Source organism: Paraburkholderia sp. GW821-FHT02A12 (genome assembly GCF_059422005.1).
This window is the reverse complement of the sequence record NZ_JBWKWA010000001.1, coordinates 3,223,441-3,244,937: the sequence shown is the minus strand read 5'-3', so window position 1 is coordinate 3,244,937 and position 21,497 is coordinate 3,223,441. Positions and strand designations below refer to the sequence as shown.

The 21,497-nt window shown below is 62.2% G+C and carries 20 protein-coding genes and 1 pseudogene; 7 read left to right on the top strand and 14 right to left on the bottom strand.

Going from position 1 to position 21,497, the window contains the following annotated elements; all coding sequences use genetic code 11:
• Nucleotides 1-133 precede the first annotated feature (133 nt).
• Nucleotides 134-1,333 (bottom strand): amino acid aminotransferase, encoded by a 1,200-nt coding sequence (locus AC07WT_RS14720; RefSeq protein ID WP_494947573.1) that lies wholly within the window; start codon nucleotides 1,331-1,333, stop codon nucleotides 134-136.
• A 432-nt stretch (nucleotides 1,334-1,765) separates the two neighbouring features.
• Here AC07WT_RS14720 and uvrB point away from each other — a divergent pair, with 432 nt between their 5' ends.
• The 5 genes from uvrB to AC07WT_RS14695 all read left to right on the top strand — a co-directional run bounded on the left by uvrB (nucleotide 1,766) and on the right by AC07WT_RS14695 (nucleotide 7,540).
• Entirely contained in the window at nucleotides 1,766-3,859 is a 2,094-nt protein-coding gene (gene uvrB / locus AC07WT_RS14715) for an excinuclease ABC subunit UvrB (RefSeq protein ID WP_494947572.1), read from the top strand.
• 364 nt (nucleotides 3,860-4,223) lie between these two features.
• Nucleotides 4,224-4,772 (top strand): iron transporter, encoded by a 549-nt coding sequence (locus AC07WT_RS14710; RefSeq protein WP_492595516.1) that lies wholly within the window; start codon nucleotides 4,224-4,226, stop codon nucleotides 4,770-4,772.
• Between the two features lie 124 nt (nucleotides 4,773-4,896).
• Entirely contained in the window at nucleotides 4,897-5,229 is a 333-nt protein-coding gene (locus tag AC07WT_RS14705; protein ID WP_492595517.1) for a cupredoxin domain-containing protein, read from the top strand.
• 62 nt (nucleotides 5,230-5,291) lie between these two features.
• Nucleotides 5,292-6,137, top strand: coding sequence for an FTR1 family iron permease (locus tag AC07WT_RS14700; protein ID WP_494947571.1), 846 nt, complete (start codon nucleotides 5,292-5,294; stop codon nucleotides 6,135-6,137).
• Nucleotides 6,134-7,540 carry a 4Fe-4S binding protein gene (locus AC07WT_RS14695; protein WP_494947570.1) on the top strand — a complete coding sequence of 469 codons (1,407 nt, stop codon included), beginning with the start codon at nucleotides 6,134-6,136 and terminating at the stop codon, nucleotides 7,538-7,540. The genes AC07WT_RS14700 and AC07WT_RS14695 overlap by 4 nt, the downstream gene beginning before the upstream one ends.
• A 309-nt stretch (nucleotides 7,541-7,849) precedes the next feature.
• On the opposite strand, the gene hemP is transcribed toward AC07WT_RS14695, so the two are convergent.
• The 4 genes from hemP to AC07WT_RS14675 form a co-directional block, all read right to left on the bottom strand.
• On the bottom strand, nucleotides 7,850-8,110 hold the full coding sequence (gene hemP / locus AC07WT_RS14690; protein WP_494947569.1) for a hemin uptake protein HemP: 261 nt from the start codon (nucleotides 8,108-8,110) through the stop codon (nucleotides 7,850-7,852).
• Nucleotides 8,111-8,325: 215 nt separating this feature from the next.
• The gene (locus AC07WT_RS14685) at nucleotides 8,326-8,808 is read right to left on the bottom strand and encodes an SRPBCC family protein (RefSeq protein WP_494947568.1); all 483 of its coding nucleotides are present in this window, start codon (nucleotides 8,806-8,808) and stop codon (nucleotides 8,326-8,328) included.
• An 85-nt stretch (nucleotides 8,809-8,893) separates the two neighbouring features.
• A complete protein-coding gene (locus AC07WT_RS14680) occupies nucleotides 8,894-9,292 on the bottom strand; it encodes an OsmC family protein (protein ID WP_492595522.1) in 399 nt (132 codons plus the stop codon).
• 212 nt (nucleotides 9,293-9,504) lie between these two features.
• Nucleotides 9,505-10,383, bottom strand: coding sequence for a pirin family protein (locus AC07WT_RS14675; RefSeq protein WP_494947567.1), 879 nt, complete (start codon nucleotides 10,381-10,383; stop codon nucleotides 9,505-9,507).
• 122 nt (nucleotides 10,384-10,505) lie between these two features.
• On the opposite strand from AC07WT_RS14675, the gene AC07WT_RS14670 reads away from it, so the two are divergent.
• Nucleotides 10,506-11,495 (top strand): LysR family transcriptional regulator, encoded by a 990-nt coding sequence (locus AC07WT_RS14670; RefSeq protein ID WP_494947566.1) that lies wholly within the window; start codon nucleotides 10,506-10,508, stop codon nucleotides 11,493-11,495.
• Between the two features lie 390 nt (nucleotides 11,496-11,885).
• On the opposite strand, the gene AC07WT_RS14665 is transcribed toward AC07WT_RS14670, so the two are convergent.
• The 9 genes and pseudogenes from AC07WT_RS14665 to AC07WT_RS14625 form a co-directional block, all read right to left on the bottom strand.
• The gene (locus tag AC07WT_RS14665) at nucleotides 11,886-12,305 is read right to left on the bottom strand and encodes an ExbD/TolR family protein (RefSeq protein WP_494947565.1); all 420 of its coding nucleotides are present in this window, start codon (nucleotides 12,303-12,305) and stop codon (nucleotides 11,886-11,888) included.
• A gap of 16 nt (nucleotides 12,306-12,321) precedes the next feature.
• The gene (locus AC07WT_RS14660) at nucleotides 12,322-13,053 is read right to left on the bottom strand and encodes a MotA/TolQ/ExbB proton channel family protein (RefSeq protein ID WP_492595526.1); all 732 of its coding nucleotides are present in this window, start codon (nucleotides 13,051-13,053) and stop codon (nucleotides 12,322-12,324) included.
• Between the two features lie 28 nt (nucleotides 13,054-13,081).
• Nucleotides 13,082-13,816 (bottom strand): energy transducer TonB, encoded by a 735-nt coding sequence (locus tag AC07WT_RS14655; protein WP_494947564.1) that lies wholly within the window; start codon nucleotides 13,814-13,816, stop codon nucleotides 13,082-13,084.
• 307 nt (nucleotides 13,817-14,123) lie between these two features.
• A complete protein-coding gene (locus tag AC07WT_RS14650; RefSeq protein ID WP_494947563.1) occupies nucleotides 14,124-14,360 on the bottom strand; it encodes a (2Fe-2S)-binding protein in 237 nt (78 codons plus the stop codon).
• A gap of 208 nt (nucleotides 14,361-14,568) precedes the next feature.
• Nucleotides 14,569-15,447 carry a glutamate racemase gene (murI, locus tag AC07WT_RS14645; RefSeq protein ID WP_494947562.1) on the bottom strand — a complete coding sequence of 293 codons (879 nt, stop codon included), beginning with the start codon at nucleotides 15,445-15,447 and terminating at the stop codon, nucleotides 14,569-14,571.
• Nucleotides 15,448-15,627: 180 nt separating this feature from the next.
• The gene (gene bfr / locus AC07WT_RS14640; RefSeq protein WP_120293330.1) at nucleotides 15,628-16,107 is read right to left on the bottom strand and encodes a bacterioferritin; all 480 of its coding nucleotides are present in this window, start codon (nucleotides 16,105-16,107) and stop codon (nucleotides 15,628-15,630) included.
• A gap of 183 nt (nucleotides 16,108-16,290) precedes the next feature.
• Nucleotides 16,291-17,814, bottom strand: coding sequence for a fumarate hydratase (locus AC07WT_RS14635; protein ID WP_494947561.1), 1,524 nt, complete (start codon nucleotides 17,812-17,814; stop codon nucleotides 16,291-16,293).
• A 52-nt stretch (nucleotides 17,815-17,866) separates the two neighbouring features.
• Complete coding sequence (locus AC07WT_RS14630) at nucleotides 17,867-18,442, bottom strand: TIGR00645 family protein (protein ID WP_494948435.1); 576 nt, start codon at nucleotides 18,440-18,442, stop codon at nucleotides 17,867-17,869.
• A 309-nt stretch (nucleotides 18,443-18,751) separates the two neighbouring features.
• Nucleotides 18,752-18,901, bottom strand: a pseudogene (locus AC07WT_RS14625) (DMT family transporter); the annotation flags it as partial.
• 487 nt (nucleotides 18,902-19,388) lie between these two features.
• Between AC07WT_RS14625 and acs the strand changes: the two are divergent.
• Nucleotides 19,389-21,371, top strand: coding sequence for an acetate--CoA ligase (gene acs / locus AC07WT_RS14620; RefSeq protein ID WP_494947560.1), 1,983 nt, complete (start codon nucleotides 19,389-19,391; stop codon nucleotides 21,369-21,371).
• The last annotated feature ends 126 nt before the right edge of the window (nucleotides 21,372-21,497 follow it).

Below are 21,497 nucleotides of genomic sequence, written 5' to 3'. Positions count from 1 at the left end.
CGCCCGGGGAATGAACTGCACCCCAAGAGTTGGACACTCGTCCACGCTTTTGGGGTGCAGTTCAGGAAGGGCGCCATTTCTACAATCAGTTTCAGCAAAGCGCATGCAATCAGCGCGTGCGCTTTGGAAAGCTTTACTTCAGCACGTGAGCGATCGCGTTAGCCACCACGTCGAGGTTGCGCGTATTCAGCGCAGCCACGCAGATGCGGCCCGTGCTCACAGCATAGATGCCGAACTCTTCGCGCAGGCGGTCCACTTGCGGCGCCGTCAGACCCGAGTACGAGAACATGCCGCGTTGCGCGTTCACGAAGCTGAAGTCGCGATCCACGCCGCTTGCCTTCAGGCGCTCGACCAGACCGTTGCGCATTGCGCGGATACGGTCGCGCATTTCGGCGAGTTCCGTTTCCCACGTGGCGCGCAGTTCGGGCGAGGCGAGTACCGCTGCGACCACTGAGCCGCCGTGCGTCGGCGGGTTCGAGTAGTTCGTGCGGATCACGCGCTTCAGTTGCGACAGCACGCGGGCGGCTTCTTCCTTGCCTGCCGTGATGATCGACAGTGCGCCGACGCGCTCGCCGTACAGCGAGAACGACTTCGAGAACGACGACGACACGAACGCGTTCAGTTCCTTGGCAGCGAACAGACGCACTGCTGCGGCGTCCGATTCGATGTCATCGCCGAAACCTTGATAGGCGATGTCGAGGAACGGCACGAGGTTTCGCGCCTTGACGACTTCGACCACCTGCTTCCATTGCTCGACGCTCAGATCGACGCCGGTCGGGTTGTGGCAGCACGCGTGCAGCACGACGACCGTGCCCGCGGCATAGCTGTTCAACGCGCTCAGCATGCCTTCGAAGTTCACGCCGTGGGTGTGCGCGTCGTAGTATGGGTACGACACGACTTCGAAGCCGGCGCTTTCGAACAGCGCACGGTGGTTTTCCCAGCTCGGATCGCTGATCGCGACCTTGGCGTTCGGGTTCAGACGCTTCAGGAAGTCGGCGCCGATTTTCAGCGCGCCCGTGCCACCCAGTGCCTGTGCCGTCACGACGCGGCCCGCGGCGATCAGCGGCGAGTCGTTGCCGAGCAGCAGCTTCTGCACGGCGGCGTCGTAGGCGGCAATGCCTTCGATCGGCAGATAGCCGCGCGGCAACGCGGCTTCGACGCGAGCCTTTTCCGCGTCGCGCACGGCGCGCAGCAGCGGAATCTTGCCTTCTTCATTGAAGTACACGCCAACGCCAAGGTTGACCTTGGTGGCGCGCGCATCGGCGTTGAAAGCTTCGTTCAGGCCCAGAATCGGGTCGCGGGGAGCAAGTTCGACGGCGGAGAACAGAGACATGATGGGTGGGCAGCAGTAGTAAAAAGAGGGGTGGCTTCGAGCGCGGGCGACCTGGCTTGAAGTGTCTGGCAGAAAATTGCAGACGGGCGGCGGGCAGCGGCGAGCGAGCGCAACTTGGCATTGTAGCGAATCCGCGGGCACTTTTCGGGCTAGAAAGGCCGTAAAAACCGAATTATTTGCTTGAAAAACAGGCACTCCGGCGCCAGGTGGCTGTGACGGGCCTACGCCGAATCGGCCCGGCAATGGTCGGGCAACGGCCGGGCAGCAGTCCGGCAAAAGGCGCCACAGCGCCTGATGAGCGCCGCGCCGGCCACTTAGGCCGGGGGCCTCGGAACAGCCCGGCGAACCCCGCAGACCTTACGCAGACCCGCTCAGCCCGCGCTCACGCAAAACGCTAGAATAGTCCTTTGCCCAAGGCCCGGTGCCGCCCACATGTCCGAACACCATCTGACTGAAGTCGACGATACGCTCGACGAATCCAAATTCGTTACGTTCGAAGACTCGCCGTTCCAGCTCTACCAGCCGTATCCGCCGGCCGGCGATCAGCCGACGGCGATCGACACGCTCGTCGAGGGCATTGAGGACGGCCTGTCGTTCCAGACGCTGCTCGGCGTGACCGGTTCCGGCAAAACCTTCACGATGGCCAACACCATCGCGCGGCTCGGCCGCCCGGCGATCGTGTTCGCGCCAAACAAGACGCTTGCCGCCCAGCTTTACTCGGAGTTCCGAGAGTTCTTCCCGCGCAATGCGGTCGAATACTTCGTCTCGTACTATGACTACTATCAGCCGGAAGCGTACGTGCCGCAGCGTGACCTGTTCATCGAGAAGGATTCGTCGATCAACGAGCACATCGAGCAGATGCGGCTGTCGGCTACCAAGAGCCTGATGGAGCGGCGCGACGTGGTGATCGTCGCGACGGTTTCCGCGATCTACGGTATCGGCAATCCGTCCGAATACCACCAGATGATTCTGACGCTGCGTACCGGCGACAAGCTCGGCCAGCGCGACATCATCGCGCGGCTGATCGCGATGCAGTACAACCGCAACGAAGCCGACTTCCAGCGCGGTTCGTTCCGTGTGCGCGGCGACACGATCGACATTTTCCCGGCGGAACACGCGGAAATGGCGGTGCGCGTCGAACTGTTCGACGACGAAGTCGAGACGCTGCAACTGTTCGATCCGCTCACCGGCCGCGTGCGCCAGAAGATTCCGCGTTTCACCGTGTATCCGTCGTCGCACTATGTGACGCCGCGCGACACCGTGGTCCGCGCGGTCGAAACTATCAAGAACGAACTGCGCGAGCGGCTCGAATTCTTCTATAGCGAAGGCAAACTGGTCGAAGCGCAGCGGCTCGAGCAGCGCACCCGCTTCGATCTGGAAATGCTCCAGGAGCTGGGTTTCTGCAAGGGCATCGAGAACTACTCGCGGCACTTCTCGGGCGCCGCGCCGGGCGAGCCGCCGCCCACGCTGGTCGATTACCTGCCGTCGGACGCGTTGATGCTGCTCGATGAATCGCACGTGCTGATCGGTCAGTTGAACGGCATGTACAACGGCGACCGCGCGCGTAAAGAGAATCTGGTGGACTACGGTTTCCGCCTGCCGTCGGCGCTCGATAACCGGCCGCTCAAGTTCAACGAGTTCGAGCGCAAGATGCGCCAGGTGGTGTTCGTGTCGGCCACACCCGCCGATTACGAGCAGAAGACGGCGGGGCAGGTGGCCGAGCAACTGGTGCGTCCGACTGGCCTCGTCGATCCGGAAATCGAGGTGCGTCCGGCGCGCAGCCAGGTCGACGACGTGCTCGCCGAGATCAACGAGCGCGTCAAAGTCGGCGATCGCGTGCTGGTTACCGTGCTGACCAAGCGAATGGCCGAGCAGCTCACCGAGTTTCTGGCCGACCACGGCGTCAAGGTGCGCTATCTGCACAGCGACATCGACACGGTCGAGCGGGTCGAAATCATCCGTGATCTGCGCCTCGGCACCTTCGACGTGCTGGTCGGGATCAACCTGCTGCGCGAAGGGCTGGATATTCCGGAAGTTTCGCTGGTCGCGATCCTCGACGCCGACAAGGAAGGCTTCCTGCGCGCCGAGCGTTCACTGATCCAGACCATCGGCCGGGCGGCGCGCAACGTGAACGGCAAGGCGATTCTCTACGCCGATAAAGTGACCGATTCGATGCGCCGCGCCATCGACGAAACCGAACGGCGGCGTGCCAGGCAGATCGCCTTCAACCTCGCGAACGGCATTACGCCGCGCGGGGTGGTCAAGCGGATCCGCGACATCATCGACGGCGTGTACAACGTCGACGACGCCCGCGCCGAGCTGAAAGAGCAGCAGACCCGCGCGAAATTCGAGGACATGTCCGAGAAGCAGCTCGCCAAGGAACTCAAGCGTCTCGAAAAGCAGATGATGGAGCACGCGAAAAATCTCGAGTTCGAAAAGGCCGCGCAGACCCGCGATCAGCTGGCGTTGCTGCGTCAACGCGTGTTCGGTGCGAACGTCGGCGATCACGTGTCAGGCATCGACTAAACCTTCCTATCCGCTCTGGGCGCGGCAATGTGCCGCGCTCTGTCGATCGACGTCGCTCATCCCGCCAAACACGTCCACACGCGCTTCCTTAAGCCTGCCTTAAGCCCCTGCTGGCATAAGGCTCGGCGTGCTTCCCCATTTGTTCTCGCTGTCGATCAATGATAAACTCGACCAATATTGAGAATGGTTCGCATTAACGTTACGTAAATGCGGTTACGTAAATGCAGTTCGTAGATGCAGTTCGTAGATGCAGTTCGGGGTCCGCTTGCTGCTTGTTCGAGTGCGCCGGCGTCCGCTGACAAGACACACGCAACGTACTGTTCCAATTGCTTCGGTTCCAGTCAGATAAAAACAAGGAGTTTCAATGCAGATTTCTTCATTTGTGCGTGGTGGCGCCGCAGCGGTGGCCGCAGTCGCGGCTCTGTCGGCAACGGCAGCGGAATACCCGATCGGCAAGCATCAGATTCAAGGCGGAATGGAAATCGGCGCGGTGTATCTGCAGCCGATCACGATGGAACCCGAAGGCATGATGCGCAAGGCGTCGGATTCGGATGTCCACCTCGAGGCCGATATCCACGCAGTCAAGAACAACCCGACCGGTTTCGCCGAAGGCGACTGGATGCCGTACCTGCAAGTGCGCTACGAACTGACGAAAGCCGGTTCGAATCAGACCCAGAAGGGCGACATGATGGCGATGGTCGCGAACGACGGTCCGCATTACGGCGACAACGTCAAGCTGCAAGGCCCGGGCAAGTATCACCTGAAGATGGTCGTCGAAGCGCCGATGCAAACCGGCCATATGGCGTTCGGCCGCCACGTCGACAAGGAAACCGGCGTGGGTCAGTGGTTCAAGCCGATCACGCTCGAATACGACTTCACGTTCGCGGGTATCGGCAAGAAGGGCGGTTACTGATCGCCGCGGATCTTCACGGTTTGGTTTGCCACGCGGAGCCCCGCGTGGTCATCGCGGAAGTGAATGAATGCAGCAGACGGCGCGCGGGCGATGGCTCCTGGCGCCGCGTTCTCCGGAAGGGCTAATGAGAATCAACCGAAAGATCGCGATCCTCGCCACGATGGCGTCGCTGGCCGGCGCCGCGCACGCGGCCGATTTGCTGACCTTCAAGCTGGAAATGAATGACGGCAAGCTGAATCCGGCACGTATCGAGGTGCCCGTAGGGCAGCGCATCAAGATCGAAATACGCAATACCGGCAAGGGTGCGGCCGAGTTCGAAAGCGTTCAGTTGCGCAAGGAAAAGGTGCTGGCGCCGGGGGCGGAGTCGTTCGTCGTGATCGCGCCGCTGGAAGCGGGCGAGTACAAGTTTTTCGACGATTTCCACCAGCAGGCGCAGGGCGTGATCGTCGCGAAGTAAGGGCTTGGGCCGCGAGCGCACATCGAATCGCGTGTTCGCCACAGCAGTAGACGGAGGGCTAGATGGGTCAGGTGTTGTTCATCGTATGGCGGGAAAGTGTCGAGGCGTTGCTGGTCGTCGGCATCCTGTACGCTTGGTTGAAGAATGGCGACGACGACGCGCGCCGCGGTTTGCCGTACTTGTGGGGCGGCGTCGCGGCCGGCGTGATCGCAGCGGTCGCGCTCGGCGCGGCGCTGGTCGGCTTTACCGAGGTGCTGTCCGGCGACGCGCAGGATTATTTCCAGACCGCTATGGTGCTGGTCGCCTGCGTGCTGATCGTGCAGATGGTGCTGTGGATGAAGCAGCATGGCCGGTCGCTCAAGCGCGATATGGAACAGTCGCTGCAAAAGAGCACGCGCGACTCGAACTGGTGGGGCGTGGCATTGCTGGTCGCGCTGGCGATCGCGCGTGAGGGCAGCGAAACGGTTATCTTCCTGTACGGCCTCGGCTTCGGCCAGTCGGGGCACGTGGACGGCGGCCAGATGCTCGCGGTGTTTATCGGCCTCGGTCTCGCGCTCCTGACCTTCTACGCATTGCAGCTGGGCGGCAAGTTCTTCTCGTGGCGGCTCTTTTTCCGCGTCACCGAAATCATGCTGCTGTTCCTCGGCGCGGGCCTGTTCCAGACCGGCGTCGACAAGCTAATCGACAAGGAAATCCTGCCGACGCTGGTTGGCCAGATGTGGAATTCGTCGGCGATCCTCGACGATTCGAACACCTTCGGTTCGCTGGTCGCCACGCTCACCGGCTATCGCGCGCATCCGGCGCTGATGAATCTGATCGCTTACGCGCTGTACTGGGCGGTCGTCTATCTGCTGGTGCGTCGCGCGAACCGCAAACCGGCGCAGCAGGCCGCCGGGCGCGCGGCATGAGTACAGTCATGACGCGCCCAGGCCGCCTCGCTGCGGCCGGTCAGTGGATGCAGCGTCACGGCGGGCTGATTCGCGGCATTCAATGGGTCGTCGTGGCGGTGTACGCGTTTCTGATTCTGGTGCCGGCAGCGATGCCGCTGCCGGGCGACACCGCGCATCTGTGGAATAACCTGACGCTTGCCGCGCAGTTCGTGTTCTGGGGCATCTGGTGGCCGTTCGTGCTGCTCTCGATGGTGATGCTCGGCCGCGTATGGTGCGGCGTGCTATGCCCGGAAGGCGCGCTCGCCGAGTTCGCCAGCAAGTACGGCCGCGGCTGGGCGATTCCGCGCTGGATGCGCTGGGGCGGCTGGCCCTTCGTCGCATTCGGCCTCACCACCATCTACGGCCAGATGGTGAGCGTTTATCAGTATCCCAAGGCGGTGCTGCTGGTGCTCGGCGGCTCGACCTTCGCGGCGATGATCATCGGCTTGCTGTACGGACGCGAGAAGCGCGTCTGGTGCAAATATCTGTGCCCCGTCAACGGGGTTTTTTCGCTTCTGGCGCGCCTCGCGCCGTTTCACTACAAAGTCGATGAAGACGCATGGCGCCGTTCGTACAAGAACGGCGAGCATGGGCATCGCGTGATTCCGATCAATTGCGCGCCGCTCGTGCCGTTGCGCAATATGACGGGCGCGGCGGACTGCCATATGTGCGGCCGTTGCAGCGGGCATCGCGACGCGATTGCGTTGAAGTGGCGTGTGCCGTCGTCGGAAGTGGTGCAGCTCGGCGACAAGAAGGCGAACCCGTGGGACACGGCCTTGATTCTGTACGGTCTGCTCGGCATCGCGATCGGCGCGTTCCACTGGACCGCTTCGCGCTGGTTCGTCGACCTGAAGATGTTCTTCGCCACGTGGCTGGTCGATCACGACATCACCTGGCCGCTCGACACCAACGTGCCCTGGTTCCTGTTCACGCACTACCCCGAGCAGAACGACGTGTTCTCGTGGCTCGACGGCACTATGGTGATCGGCTACATCCTCGCCACGGCGCTGGTGTACGGCACCGCGCTGCTGGTGCTGCTGACGGGCGCAACGCGCATGCTGGGGCGTTTCAATAGCGTGCGTCTGCATCATTTGACGCAAGGGCTGATTCCGATTGCCGGCGCGGGCGTATTCCTCGGCCTGTCGGCGACCACGCTGTCGCTGCTGCGCGCGGAACATGTGCCACTTTGGTGGGCGTCGGATCTGCGCATTGCCATTCTCGCGATCGCCAACCTGTGGAGCGCCTGGCTCGCCTGGCTGGTCACCCGCCGCTATAGCGAGCGCTTCGTTCAGCGCGGTCTCGCGATGGCGTGGTTCGTCGCGGCGCTGGCCGTGGTCGATAGCGCATGGTGGCTGATGTTCTGGGGCTGGGCGTCGAAGTAATTGAAGCAAGCGTGAAGTAAGCGCATTACCGTCACGTTTGGGCCATAAAAAAGCCGTGGAGATGAAAACATCCCACGGCCTTTTTATTTTCTTGATCTGCGACACACGACGTTTCGTGCATCCGCATTGGGTGACAAACCAGACAAGAACCAAAATGAGAATCAAAAAAGCGGCCTGGCTGGCTGCGACGGCTGGCTTGGTGTCTGCACGAAGGGGTCTAGTTCTCACGTGCAAGCCGTCGTGGCTGGCTAATGCCCAACACCTCTCGAGGAGGTGGTCCCCACAATACCCGGTAGTTACCTCTGTTCGTTACTTCGTCAGGATCAGCTTGCCCAGACGCGTGGCGCGCAACTGGTAGGTTTCGCCGTTATGGAGGATGCTGACGTGGCTATGTCCTTGCAGCAGTGCGTCGCTGCGCACGACACGATCCGATGTCTCGCCTGAACTGCTGACACGGTTCGCGGCGGACTTCGTGGCGGTGGCCGTAGCCGTCGACGGTTTCGGACGGCTGGTCAGTGCGGCCGCCGGGCGGCGCAGACTGAGCGTGGAAGAGCGCGTGAGATCGGTCATTCGTTTTTGCTGTTGGTCGATTCGATGGATTAATTCTAAATGATAACCATTCCTATTTACAAGAAAGAGAAATTGATCGGATTCGACTTTCGATAGCTGATGGGATGGGGAGCAGGGCGACGAGAGACGGGAGACACGGATAAGGGCGCGCCTTCGACGTGGCCGCCCCCTTCTTGACGGGCGCGTGCGGGAAGTGCGCGCCCGCACGCGGAAATTCAATGCAACGAACCGGGTTCCTGCTTCGTTTGCACGTACTGGCGAATTAGCCGGACGGTATCGATGTCGTTCTCGCGATACGCCGACTTGACGATTTCCTGGGTCTGCACGGCATCCTGGTCGTCGGAGACAGGCAGGGTGGTCGCATATTCGAAGCGCAGGAACAGCTGCAGTTCATCGGGCTGCTCGATGGTCATGGTCAGCGAGCCGCCGACATGGTCCGCGGTCGGCAGAATGTCGTAGCGCACGCTCTGGCTTTCCTGCAGCGTGACGCGGTCGCGCACGGTGGCCTGGCCGTAGTGCAGCTCTCGCTCGAGAATGTTGCCTTCGCGCGAAAGGATGGTGCAACTGTCGAGTCCGATCACAAACAGTTGCGGCTGCTCGGCGCGCAGCACGAGACCCTCCCATAACTGCTCGCGGGTCATCGCGTCGACAAACGGATTCAACGGATCGTTGATCTGGATAAGGTGTTCGAAATTCAAGACGACAGCTTCCTATGAAAGCGTTGCATTACGTTCTGCCCTGTTCAGCCGGGTCTTGCGCGTTTCGCCGCGCTCTCGCGCGACGTTACGCGACGGCGAGTCCCGAGCGGATCGTGATCGAATGCGTCAGGATCTTGTGAACCGGACACGCATTGGCAATTTGCAAAAGCCGTTCCCGCTGCTCGTCGGATAGCTCGCCCTCCAGCACGATCCGGCGCTCGATGGTCGAGCCGGCGTCGCCGGTTTCCATCGATAGCCCCACGCGCACGCCGGCGAGCGGCCAGCTCTTGCGCTGCGCATACATCTTCAGCGTAATCGACGTGCAGGCGCCGAGGCTCGACAGCAATAGCGCGATGGGCGCCGGCCCGCGATCACCACCACCCAGCGACTCGGGTTCGTCGGCGAGCCACGTGTGCTTGCCGTCGTCGAAAAGAACCTGGAAATTGGTCGAGCCGATGTGGGCGGTGACGGTGGACTCTGCCATGCGCGCTCCTGAACAGGGACGGAAATCGCCGCGCGCCGGCGCTCGTTTGGCTACACAGCGGGCTAAACGGCGCGGCGCGCGGCATGAATCGCTATTGTGAACGAATTTAGCGGTGTCCGCGCCACAGGGTGCGGCGCGGCGGCGCGCGATTTGACGCGATGCCAGGAGCGCCGCGGCGTTGCCGCGTGCGGCCAAGCGCGCGCAGCGTCCGATCAATGCGTGATGCAGCCCATGCGTCCGGCCTGGTAGTCGGTGACAGCCTGGCGGATTTCATCTTCGGTATTCATCACAAACGGGCCGTAACGCACCACCGGCTCCTTCAGCGGTACGCCGCCGAGCAGCAGCACTTCGAGCGGCTCGGCGCCGGCTGCGAGCGTGACGCTGTCGCCGTCGTTCTGGAATATGATCATCTTCCGCGCGTCGATCTCCTGGCGCGCTTCGCCTTCGCCGTAGAAGCCCTTGCCCGACAGGCCGTAGGCGAACACGCGATAGTCCGCCGGCACCGGCTGCGTAATCGTCGCGCCCGGTTGCAGCGAGAAATGTTGATACAGGATCGGCGTGCGCGTTTCGATTGCCGCCTTGACCCCGAGCGCCTCGCCGGCGATCACCTTGACGCGCACCTTGCCGTCCGTGGAAGTCGCTACCGGAATGCTCGACGACGGCATTTCCTGGTAGCGCGGCTCGATCATCTTGTCGCGGCGCGGCAGATTCACCCATAGCTGCAAGCCGTGCACACGCCCGCCGGTGCAGACAAACGCCGGATCCGGCATTTCGCTGTGCACGACGCCGGCGCCCGCGGTCATCCATTGCACGTCGCCGGCACGCAGCGTGCCCGAATGGCCTGCTGAATCCTTATGGCCGAACTGGCCCTCGAGCGCATAGGTGACCGTTTCGAAGCCACGGTGCGGATGGTCCGGTGCGCCTTTGGCCTCGCCGGGCGCGTAATCGATCGGTCCCATTTCGTCGAGCAGCAGGAACGGGTCGAAATCCATCAGCATGCGGGTCGGAAACGGTCGGTGGACGATAAAGCCGCCACCTTCGGTCGTGCGAACGGCGGGATACGTGCGTTCGATCGTGCGGATCGTGCTCATCAAAGTCACCTTGAAAAATGGGGAATAGCATTATTTTTGAAACATGGAGCTATTATAGGGACCGTTTTTCGAGGTGCCAGCCACCGTCACGCAATGGATTGTTCTATTACTGGAACGATGAGATGAAGATCGATTCACATAATCTGAATGACCTGATGTACTTCTCGCAGGTCGTCGAACATGGCGGTTTTTCCGCCGCCGAGCGCGTGCTGGGCATCTCGAAGTCGCGGCTTTCGCGCCGGCTGACCGAACTGGAAGCGTCGCTGGGCGTGCGTTTGCTGCAGCGCTCCACCCGCAAGCTGGCGCTGACCGAAGCCGGGCAGCTGTTCTATCAGCATTGTCAGGCGATGCTCAGCGAGGCGCAGGCAGCCGTGAACGTGGTGCAGCAGTTGCGCTCGTCGCCGCGCGGCACGGTGCGTGTGAGCGTGCCGGTGACCATTTCGCAAACCATCCTGTCGCAGATCCTGCCGGAATTCATGCATCGGTACCCGGAAGTGCGCGTCGTGATGCGCGTGACGAACCGCGTGGTCGATCTGTTCGAAGATTCGATCGACGTCGCGTTGCGCGTGCGCTCCGATCCGCCGGACAACGCCAACATCATCGTGCGCCCGCTGTGGCGGACGCAGCAGATGCTGGTCGGTGCGCCGAGCTTGTTGCAGCAGAATGCGCCGCCGCTGTTGCCCGCTGACCTGAGCCGTTTCGAGACACTCGATGTGCCGACCGGCGACGGTCGCCACGTATTCAACCTGATCTCGCCTGACGGCGCGCGTCACGCTCACGAACACGAGCCGCGTCTGGTGACCGCCGATCTGATGACCATACGCGAAGCGGTGCTGGCCGGCGTCGGCATCGCGGCGCTGCCGGAAATGATGTACGGCGCCGCGCTGCGAGCAGGGCAGTTGTCGCCAGTCATGCCCGGCTGGACCTTGCCGACGCCGCAGTTGTATGCCGTATTCGTGTCGCGGCAGGGGATGGTGCCGGCGGTGCGCGCGTTCGTCGACTATCTGGTCGAGATGCTGGACCCGGACGACGGTAAACACATCGCGGGCGAATGCCCGGCGCGCGAGGAAAAGAAGACCGGCGCGCAGCAGGTTCTGGCCGTCGCGTCATAGCACTTCTTGCGCGGTACGGCATCGCTTTTAGCATTTAAGCGCCGTTTGTCATGAGTACTTTCAATGGCTGGTCACTTGAATGCGCGCGCTCACAGGCATATATTGAAATCCCTTCGCTAAGGAGTCTCTTATGCGGAAACTCATGGCCGCTATCATAGCCGGCCTGATAGGGCTGACCGCGCTGTCCGTGTCGACCACGGCTGTCGCATGCGATGGCTCCGGCTATCATTCCGATGGCAAGTGAACCCGCCGCCCGAAGGCGCCGAGTGCGCACAAAAAAAGGCCTTCATCTGACGATGAGGGCCTTTTACTTTTAGCCCTTGAAACAAGGGCTTTTCTGTTCTTCGGCAGGCGCTGCTTAACAGCGTTTTACCTCGCGCTTATCGGGCTTCATTTGGCCTTGGGCTGGGTAACGAAGCCGATCTTGGTCAGGCCGCCGGCCTGTGCCGCCGACATCACCTCAGCCACTTTCTCATACGCGACCTTGCGGTCCGCATCCAGATGCAATTCCGGCTGCGGGTTCGCTTGCGCGGCCTGGGCGATCTTTGCGTGCAGCGTTGCTTCGTCGACCTTTTGCTGGTCCCACGACACATTGCCGTCCGCGTCGATCGAAACCGGGATCTGCGCGGGCTTGGTGTCTTCTTTCTGGCTGCTCGCATGCGGCAGATCGATCTTGACCGCGTGACGGATCACCGGAATCGTCACCATGAAGACGATCAGGAGAACCAACATGACGTCGACGAGCGGCGTCATGTTGATTTCGTTCATCAGGCCGTCGTCATCTTCGCCGGCGAAGGGGCTCATTGCCATCGGAGTGCCTCGCTGATCAGTTGACGCGCGTGGCGAGGCGCAGACCGTCGCCGCGCCTGGACGACGACAGACGGGCGCCCGTCACGAAGAACGCGTGCAGGCCGTGCGCAAAGCGGCTCAGCTTGGCGACAATCGCCTTGTTGGCGCGCGTCAATGCGTTGTAGCCGAGCACGGCCGGAATCGCGACGAACAGGCCGAACGCGGTCATGATCAGCGCTTCGCCGACCGGACCAGCCACTTGATCGATCGACGACTGACCGCTCGCACCGATCGCCAGCAGCGCGTGATAAATGCCCCACACCGTGCCGAACAGGCCGACGAACGGCGCCGTGCTGCCGATCGACGCGAGAATCGCGAGACCGCTCTGCATGCGCGCCACGCTTTCGTCCATCGTGTCTTTCAGGCAGCGCGTGACCCAGTCCGACACATCCATGCGGTCGTGCAGATGCGGTTGCGTCTGATGATGGTGGTCGGCCGCTTCCTGGCCCGACAGCGCCAGCGCGAGGAACGGGTTGTCCTGCGGCTTCGACGATTCCGCGCCGAGCTTTTTCACGCCGTCGGCGAGATCGTCCGAATGCCAGAACGCCTGCTCGGCATTCTTCGTGAGACGCTTCAGCCGTATCACGTTCCAGCCCTTGATGACGATCACGCTCCACGACATCACGGACATGATCAACAGCGCGAGCGCGATACCGCGCGTCACAAAATCCCCTTGCGCCCAAACGTGCGCCAATCCGTAGTTTTGCATTGCAATTCCTTTTTCTTTGAAATCTGCCTCAATCGTTCAGATTGAAGTCGTAAGGCTGGGTGTACGCGGCCCGAATCGGCTGGCCGTTCTCGAGATAGGGTTTGCAGGCGCTCGCACGCACGGCGGCGAGCGCGGCGTCGTCGAGACGGCTAAAGCCGCTGCTCTTCTTCAGTTCGATGTTTTCGAGCTTGCCAGTCAGGCCCACTACGAATTTCACATACGCGGTGCCGGTTTCGCCGCGCCGCTTGGACAGCGACGGGTATTCCGGCTTGGCGATATTGCAGTCGAGGTGCGAGACGTTCTTCGGCGCGGTGATCTCCATCGTCTGACGGCCGATCGCTGGCGTGGCCTGAGCGGCGGGTGCCGCCGGCGCTGCGGGTGCGGGTGGAGCCGGATCGGGCGCTGCGACCGGCGTCGGCGACGGCGCGGCGGCCTGCGGCAGCGGCGTAGGCGCCGGTTTGGGCGTTGGCGTGGGCTTCGGCTGAAGCTTCGGTTTGGTGTGAACCGGCGGCGTCGGTTTGGGCGGCGGCGCGATCGACTGCAGCGCGACGGGCGCCGCGACCGGTGCGGGGCTCAGCAACTCGGCCGTCATGGTGCGCGACTCGATCGGCCGTACGACGGGTTCGTTGCGCAGGGTGAGCGCGACGGCGAGCAGCGCGACGTGAATCGCGACCACCGCGGCAGTCACGCTCAAGGCGCGGGAATTCATTCGGACGGAAGCGGCCGGCGCGGCGCCGGCTGAGACGGTATGCGAAGCCTGCATGTTAGCGTGGCGGCGCGCCGTCGATACAGCACGTCAGACAAGACAGCGTCATGTTCGGAAGATCAGCAGCGAAATGCACAAAGTAGTCACGAAACCGATCAGCAATTCCATCTCAAGCTCCTTTTAACGGGGAGGCGGGTAGCTGGCTGGTACGGGTACTGGCTTGCTGACGGCAGTGGGATAACGCGTGAAGCAGCGTTTGAAGCAGGGTGAGGCGGCGAAGCGGGGCGACAAACGAGCGACAAACGAGCGATAGACGAGCAATAAGCGCTTCTGGCGCGGCATGGGCCGCGCGGTGGATGTGGCTTCAGGCCGCCTTGCGTTCGTAAAACGTCAGCGGCATCGCTTGCGGGTGATGCTCGAAGCCGCAGCGGCTCGCGCAGATGCCGCTTTGCATCATGAGGTCGCGCACGGAGTCCGCGCACTTGCCGCAGCAGGAGGCGACGCCCAGTTCGAACTGGAGCTCGTCGAATGAATCGACGCCATCCGCGATCGAGGCACGGATCTTTCGGTCAGAAACAGACTTGCAGACACAGACAATCATGGTAGGGCGTCATAGCTAACGTTAATGCGAATTATTATCATTTTGTTTGAGGCGTTTGGCAAGCGTCCTGCGGGAATTTTTGTAACAAAACCAGACTGTTAGAAGGGTTTCGTCTACGGAGGCGACGGGGCGCAAACGGCCGAAAAAGGGGAAACGCGGCAAGAAAGCCCCCGGCGCGGCGCCAGGCGGGGCTCTAAGCGGACATCGGTCAGGCCGGCTGGGAATCCGGCGCTGCGGTACGGCGAGATGGGATCAGCACCTGTTCGACCGCCGCGTCAATATGCAGCAGGGTGGTGGTGAGTTGTTGCTGGTGAGCGCCATCGCCGGTCGAATAAAAACGGGGCAGAGCACTGCCGTTTTGCGGGGCGGCGCGCAGGCCGTGCTGGTCGAGCACCCGCTCCAGCTGGCGCGCAATCGCGATGCTCGTATCGATCAGCGTCAGCCGGTCGCCGACGATGTCGCGGATCGCCGCATCGAGAAAAGGGTAGTGGGTACAGCCGAGCACCAGCGTATCGGCGCCGGCGTCCAGCATGGGCTGCAGATAGCCGCGCAGCAGCGCGCGCAATTCGGCCGAATTCACGTCGCAGCGTTCCACCGCCTGCACCAGCCCGTGGCCCGGCTGGCACAGAAAGCGGCAATCCTCGGCGTAGCGTTCGAGCAGAGCCTGAAAGCGGGCGCTGCGCAAGGTGACTTGCGTGGCCAGCACGCCCGCGACGCGCGTTTTCGATTGCAGCGCGGCCGGTTTGACGCCGGGCTCCACGCCCACTAGCGGAATCGGCAGCTTTTCGCGGACCAGTGCGATCGACTGCGCGGTCGCCGTATTGCACGCGACCACCAGCACTTTCGCACCTTGCTTGACTAGCCATTCGCCGATCGCGAGGGTGCGGTCGGCGATGAAATCGTCGTCGCGTTCGCCGTAGGGCGCGTACTGCGAGTCGGCGACATACAGGATCGCTTCGTCAGGCAGTTGCGCGCGCACCGCACGCAGTACCGACAATCCACCGAGGCCCGAATCGAAAATACCGACCGGTGCACGCAAGCCGGCACCGGCAAGCGGAGCAGCCGAAGAAGGCGATTCTGTAGGCATAGGCGAAGAGGACGCTCGCGGCACGGCGGTCAGGGAAAAGTCGCGAAAATGGTGAAGCACGCGGGAAAATGCGTAGGAAAGCACGCCAGTATATCGCCCGCGCAGCGCACAGCCATGACACATGGTCTGGCGTATGAGCGCGGACATGAGCACGCGAGCGGGCTTTCCAACCTGGTTCGATCAGGACTCGACCGAACCCATTGCCGTTTGCTGGTAGTTTTGAATGCCGACCTTGTCGATCAGGTCGAGTTGCGTTTCGAGCCAGTCGATATGCTCTTCGGTGTCGTCGAGAATCTTGACGAAGATTTCACGCGAGATGAAATCGCGAACCGATTCGCAATACACGATCGCTTCTTTGCAGGTGCCTTGCGAAATCTGTTCGAGCTTCAGATCGCATTCGAGGATTTCCTTGGTTTCCTCGCCGATCAGCAGCTTGTGCAGGTCTTGCAGGTTCGGCAGGCCGTCGAGCATGAAAATGCGTTCGATCAGCCAGTCGGCGTGCTTCATTTCGCCGATCGATTCGTCGTATTCATGCTTGCCGAGTTTTTCGAGGCCCCAGTGCTTATACATCCGAGCGTGCAGGAAGTATTGATTGATGGCGGTCAGCTCGTTCTTCAACTGAGCGTTCAGATACTCGATAACTTTTTTGTCGCCTTGCATGATGATTCCTTATTGGGGCTTTAAATTTTCAACAACAATAAACGCCAGACCTGAAAAAGCCAAGAAAACGGATGCATCTTTTGACATTGTTTCCAGCCTCACGCGCCGTGTTTGCCGCAGTCACGAAAAAGCCGGGACCGCGGCCCCGGCTTTTCGATACACGTGACAGGCGTTAGCAGCGAATCAAACCGTCGCGACTGGAATCTTACCGATCTTTGCTTGCCACTCCTTCGGGCCGGTCTGGTGCACGGACGTGCCGTTCGAATCGACCGCAACCGTCACTGGCATGTCCTGCACGTCGAACTCGTAGATCGCTTCCATGCCGAGGTCTTCGAACGCGAGAACCTTCGCGCTGCGAATCGCTTTCGACACGAGGTAGGCAGCGCCGCCCACGGCCATCAGATACGCGGCATTGTGCTTCTTGATCGCCTCGATCGCGACCGGGCCGCGCTCGGCCTTGCCGATCATCGAAATGAGACCGGTTTGCGACAACATCGTCTCGGTGAATTTGTCCATCCGCGTGGCGGTGGTGGGGCCGGCCGGGCCGACTGCTTCGTCGCGCACCGGATCGACCGGGCCGACGTAGTAGATCACGCGGTTCGTGAAGTCGACCGGCAGCTTTTCGCCCTTGGCCAGCATGTCGGCGATGCGCTTGTGCGCGGCGTCGCGGCCCGTCAGCATCTTGCCTGACAGCAGCAGCGTCTGGCCCGGCTTCCAGCCGGCGACTTCTTCCGGCGTCAGCGTGTTCAGGTCGACGCGCTTGCTGGTTTCGGTGTTCGGTTCCCACTGTACTTTCGGCCATGCGTCGAGCGACGGCGCTTCGAGCCTGGCGACGCCCGAGCCGTCCAGCGTGAAGTGCGCGTGGCGCGTGGCGGCGCAGTTCGGGATGATCGCGATCGGCTTCGACGCGGCGTGCGTCGGCGCGGCCATGATCTTCACGTCGAGCACCGTGGCGAGACCGCCGAGGCCTTGTGCGCCGATACCCAGCGCGTTGACCTTCTCGTGCAGTTCGACGCGCAGTTCTTCGATCCAGTCTTTCGGGCCGCGTGCGATCACGTCCTGGATGTCGATCGGATCCATCAGCGATTCCTTGGCCATCACCATCGCTTTCTCGGCGGTGCCGCCGATGCCGATACCCAGCATGCCCGGCGGGCACCAACCGGCGCCCATGGTCGGCACGGTCTTCAGGATCCAGTCGACGATCGAGTCCGACGGGTTCAGCATCGCGAACTTCGACTTGTTCTCCGAGCCGCCGCCCTTGGCTGCGACCTGCACGTCGACCTTGTCGCCCGGCACGATCTCGTAGTGGATCACGGCCGGCGTGTTGTCTTTCGTATTCTTGCGCGCGCCTTCAGGCGGGCTCACGATCGAGGCGCGCAGCACATTGTCCGGGTTCAGATAACCGCGGCGCACGCCTTCGTTGATCATCTCGGTGACGCCCATCGTCGCACCGTCCCAACGCACGTCCATACCGACCTTCACGAACACCGTGACGATGCCGGTGTCCTGGCAGATCGGCCGCTTGCCTTCGGCGCACATGCGGCTGTTGGTCAGGATCTGCGCGATTGCGTCCTTCGCGGCCGGACTCTGTTCGAGTTCGTACGCGCGGCCCAGGGCCTGGATGTAATCGAGCGGGTGGTAGTAGCTGATGTACTGAAGCGAATCAGCAATGCTCTGAATCAGATCTTCCTGTTTGATGACGGTCATGGCTAGCTCAGTGGGGACAGTGGCGCTTGTTTTCTGGTCGCGGGCTATGCGGTCAGTCGTGCGCCTTCAGGGGAGTGGAATCGTGTGAACTGAGTGAACTCACAACATGCAATGCCGCGGGTTCCTGAAAATGTTTGGGATGCGTGTGCGTGGTGAGGCGGTCGACCAGCGCCATTACCAGTGCCGAGACGAGGAACGCGACGTGAATGATCACCTGCCACATGACGGCGTGCGTCGAATTCTGGTCAGGGCTGATGAAGGTCTTCAGCAGATGGATCGACGAGATGCTGATCAGCGCCATCGACAGTTTTACTTTCAGCACGCCGGCGTTCACGTGGTCGAGCCATTCCGGTTCGTCCGGATGACCCTCCACGCCGAGGCGCGATACGAAAGTTTCATACCCGCCGATGATCACCATGATCAGCAGGTTCGAGATCATCACCACGTCGATCAGGCCGAGCACGACCAGCATGATGCTGGTTTCGTCGAGCGTCATCGAAGCCGAGACGAGATGCCAGACTTCTTTCAGGAACAGCACTACGTATACAGCCTGGGCGACGATCAGGCCCAGATAGAGCGGCACTTGCAGCCAGCGGCTCATGAAGATGATGACGGGCAGCGGGCGCATCGGACGGCGCTGACGGGCAAAGTCGGGTCGCGTGGCGGACATAGGCTAGAGTCGGATGAGGCGCAGGTGATGGAATGCGGATTAGATACGCGGATTAAATGCACCGGCTTGGCGCTCAGGCCCAACGGCCGGATCAGGCACGCGGCAAAGCACCTAGGCCAAGCGCGGACGGCGCGGTGAACGGCCCGGGCGGGCCGGAAAACTCGCGCCAGGCGCGCTATTGTACAGCGCCTCCTGAATTTGCCGTGACGGCACGGGCAGGATGGGCGGGCGGACGATGCCTCGCGGGGTCTTCGCGGACCTCGAAACTCACGAGGCCACCGGCGGCGCGCGTTTGATCCTCAGACTCGCGGGACCGATTCCCGCGACCACGCAGGCGAGCGCAATACCGTGCGCGAGTGTCGGCCGCTCGTCGAGAAAGACGATGCGGTAAATCGCCGCGGCCACCGGCAGCACCGCGCGATTTCAAGCTGGAATCCGGACGGCTAGTTCAGTTAGCATTGTAAAAGGGTGCATTCGCCAGCGTGAATGCCGGCGCGGGCGGCGCGCCGCGGCGGCACACGTGATGATTGCCATGCGTTGCCGTGGGCCGGTCTGAACGCATGAATGGAAAGTAGCGCGTAGCATGCGGTACATGAATTGCTTGAACGTTGAACGGCTTGAACGCATTGGGGTTTTCGCTGGCAACTCGATGCCGCTCGCGTAAGTGGCCGGTAAGTTGCGACGCTTATCTTTGCTGCAAGAGCGGACATTTCAGTGAACGCGCATCCATGCTGCGGCGCAGCATGGATGCGCGTTCAAGCGGATGGCTTGCTGTGCTGCGGCCTATTCGGCCGGGCACGAGGGTTGGAGACAAGGCGCCGTGCTGTACGGCGTCACCATGACATGGCGCGTCACTGGCGCGCCGGCACAGGTTTTACGTTTCATCTTCACCAAGGGGTTGTCGATGTCTGCGATTGAATCGGTTCTTCAGGAACGCCGCGTTTTCCCGCCCTCCGCTGAAGCAGCGGCCGGTGCGGCGATTTCGGGCATGGACGCGTACCGGGCGCTTGCCGCCGAAGCGGAACGCGATTACGAAGGTTTCTGGGGGCGCCTCGCCCGCGAGACGCTCAGCTGGCACAAGCCCTTCACGAAGGTGCTCGACGAATCGAACGCGCCGTTCTATGCGTGGTTCGAAGACGGCCAGCTGAACGCTTCGTATAACAGCATCGACCGTCACGTCGAAGCCGGCAACGGCGAGCGCGTCGCGGTGATCTTCGAAGCCGACGACGGCACCGTCACCAACGTCACGTATAACGATCTGCTGCAACGCGTGTCGCGCTTTGCGAACGCGCTGAAGAAGCGCGGCGTGAAGAAGGGCGATCGCGTCGTGATCTATATGCCGATGTCGATCGAAGGTATCGTCGCGATGCAGGCGTGTGCGCGAATCGGCGCGACGCATTCGGTAGTGTTCGGCGGCTTTTCATCGAAGTCGCTGAACGAGCGGCTGGTGGACGTAGGCGCGGTCGCGCTCGTCACTTCCGACGAACAGATGCGCGGCGGCAAAGCGCTGCCGCTGAAGAACATCGCCGACGAAGCCATCGCCATGGGCGGCTGCGAAGCGGTCAAGAGCGTGATCGTCTACCAGCGCACCGGCGGCAAGATCGCGTGGAACGAAAGCCGCGACCTGTGGATGCACGAAGTCATGCGGGCCGAGTCGGATCAGTGCGCGCCCGAGTGGGTCGGCGCCGAGCATCCGCTCTTCATACTCTATACGTCCGGTTCGACCGGCAAGCCGAAGGGCGTCCAGCACAGCACCGGCGGCTTTCTGCTGTGGGCCGCGCAGACCCTGAAGTGGACCTTCGACTGGAAGCCCACGGATGTGTTCTGGTGTACCGCAGACATCGGCTGGATCACCGGGCATAGCTACATCGGGTACGGGCCGTTGACGCTTGGCGGCACCCAGGTCGTGTTCGAAGGCGTGCCGACCTATCCGAACGCCGGCCGCTTCTGGGACATGATCGCCAGGCACAAGGTCTCGCTGTTCTATACGGCGCCCACGGCGATCCGCTCGCTGATCAAGTCCGCCGAAGCGGACCCGAAAGTGCATCCGAAGAGCTACGACCTGTCGACGCTGCGCGTGATCGGCACGGTCGGCGAGCCGATCAATCCGGAAGCGTGGGTCTGGTATCACGAGAACGTCGGCGGCAGCCGTTGCCCGATCGTCGATACGTGGTGGCAAACCGAAACCGGCGGCCACATGATCGCGCCGCTGCCGGGCGCCACGCCGCTCGTGCCGGGTTCGTGCACGCTGCCGCTGCCGGGCATCATGGCAGCGGTCGTCGATGAAACCGGTCAGGACGTGCCGAACGGGCAGGGCGGCATTCTGGTGGTGAAGCGGCCGTGGCCGTCGATGTTGCGCAACGTGTGGGGCGATCCGGACCGCTACAGGAAGAGCTACTTCCCCGAAGAACTCGGCGGCAAGCTATATCTCGCCGGCGACGGCGCAGTGCGCGACAAGGAAACCGGCTACTTCACGATCATGGGCCGTATCGACGACGTGCTCAACGTGTCCGGCCACCGCCTCGGCACGATGGAGATCGAGTCGGCGCTGGTGTCGAACCCGTTCGTCGCCGAGGCGGCCGTGGTCGGACGCCCCGACGATACGACCGGCGAAGCCGTGTGCGCATTTGTCGTGCTCAAACGCGCGCGTCCGGAAGGCGAGGAAGCGGTGAAGCTCGCCAACGAATTGCGCGCGTGGGTCGGCAAGGAGATCGGTCCGATCGCCAAGCCGAAAGACATCCGCTTCGGCGAGAACCTGCCGAAGACGCGTTCGGGCAAGATCATGCGCCGCCTGTTGCGTTCGCTCGCGAAGGGCGAGGCCATCACGCAGGATGTGTCGACGCTGGAGAACCCGGCGATTCTCGATCAACTCGGCGAGTCCCTCTGAGCCCGAGTTGCCTGGATAGTGCGGCAAGGGCGCAAGCAATCATGCGCCCTCGATCGACTGCCAGTATCGAGCACCCAGGCCAGTTCATTGAAGCCACCGCGCGGACAATCCCGATTGCCTGCCCGG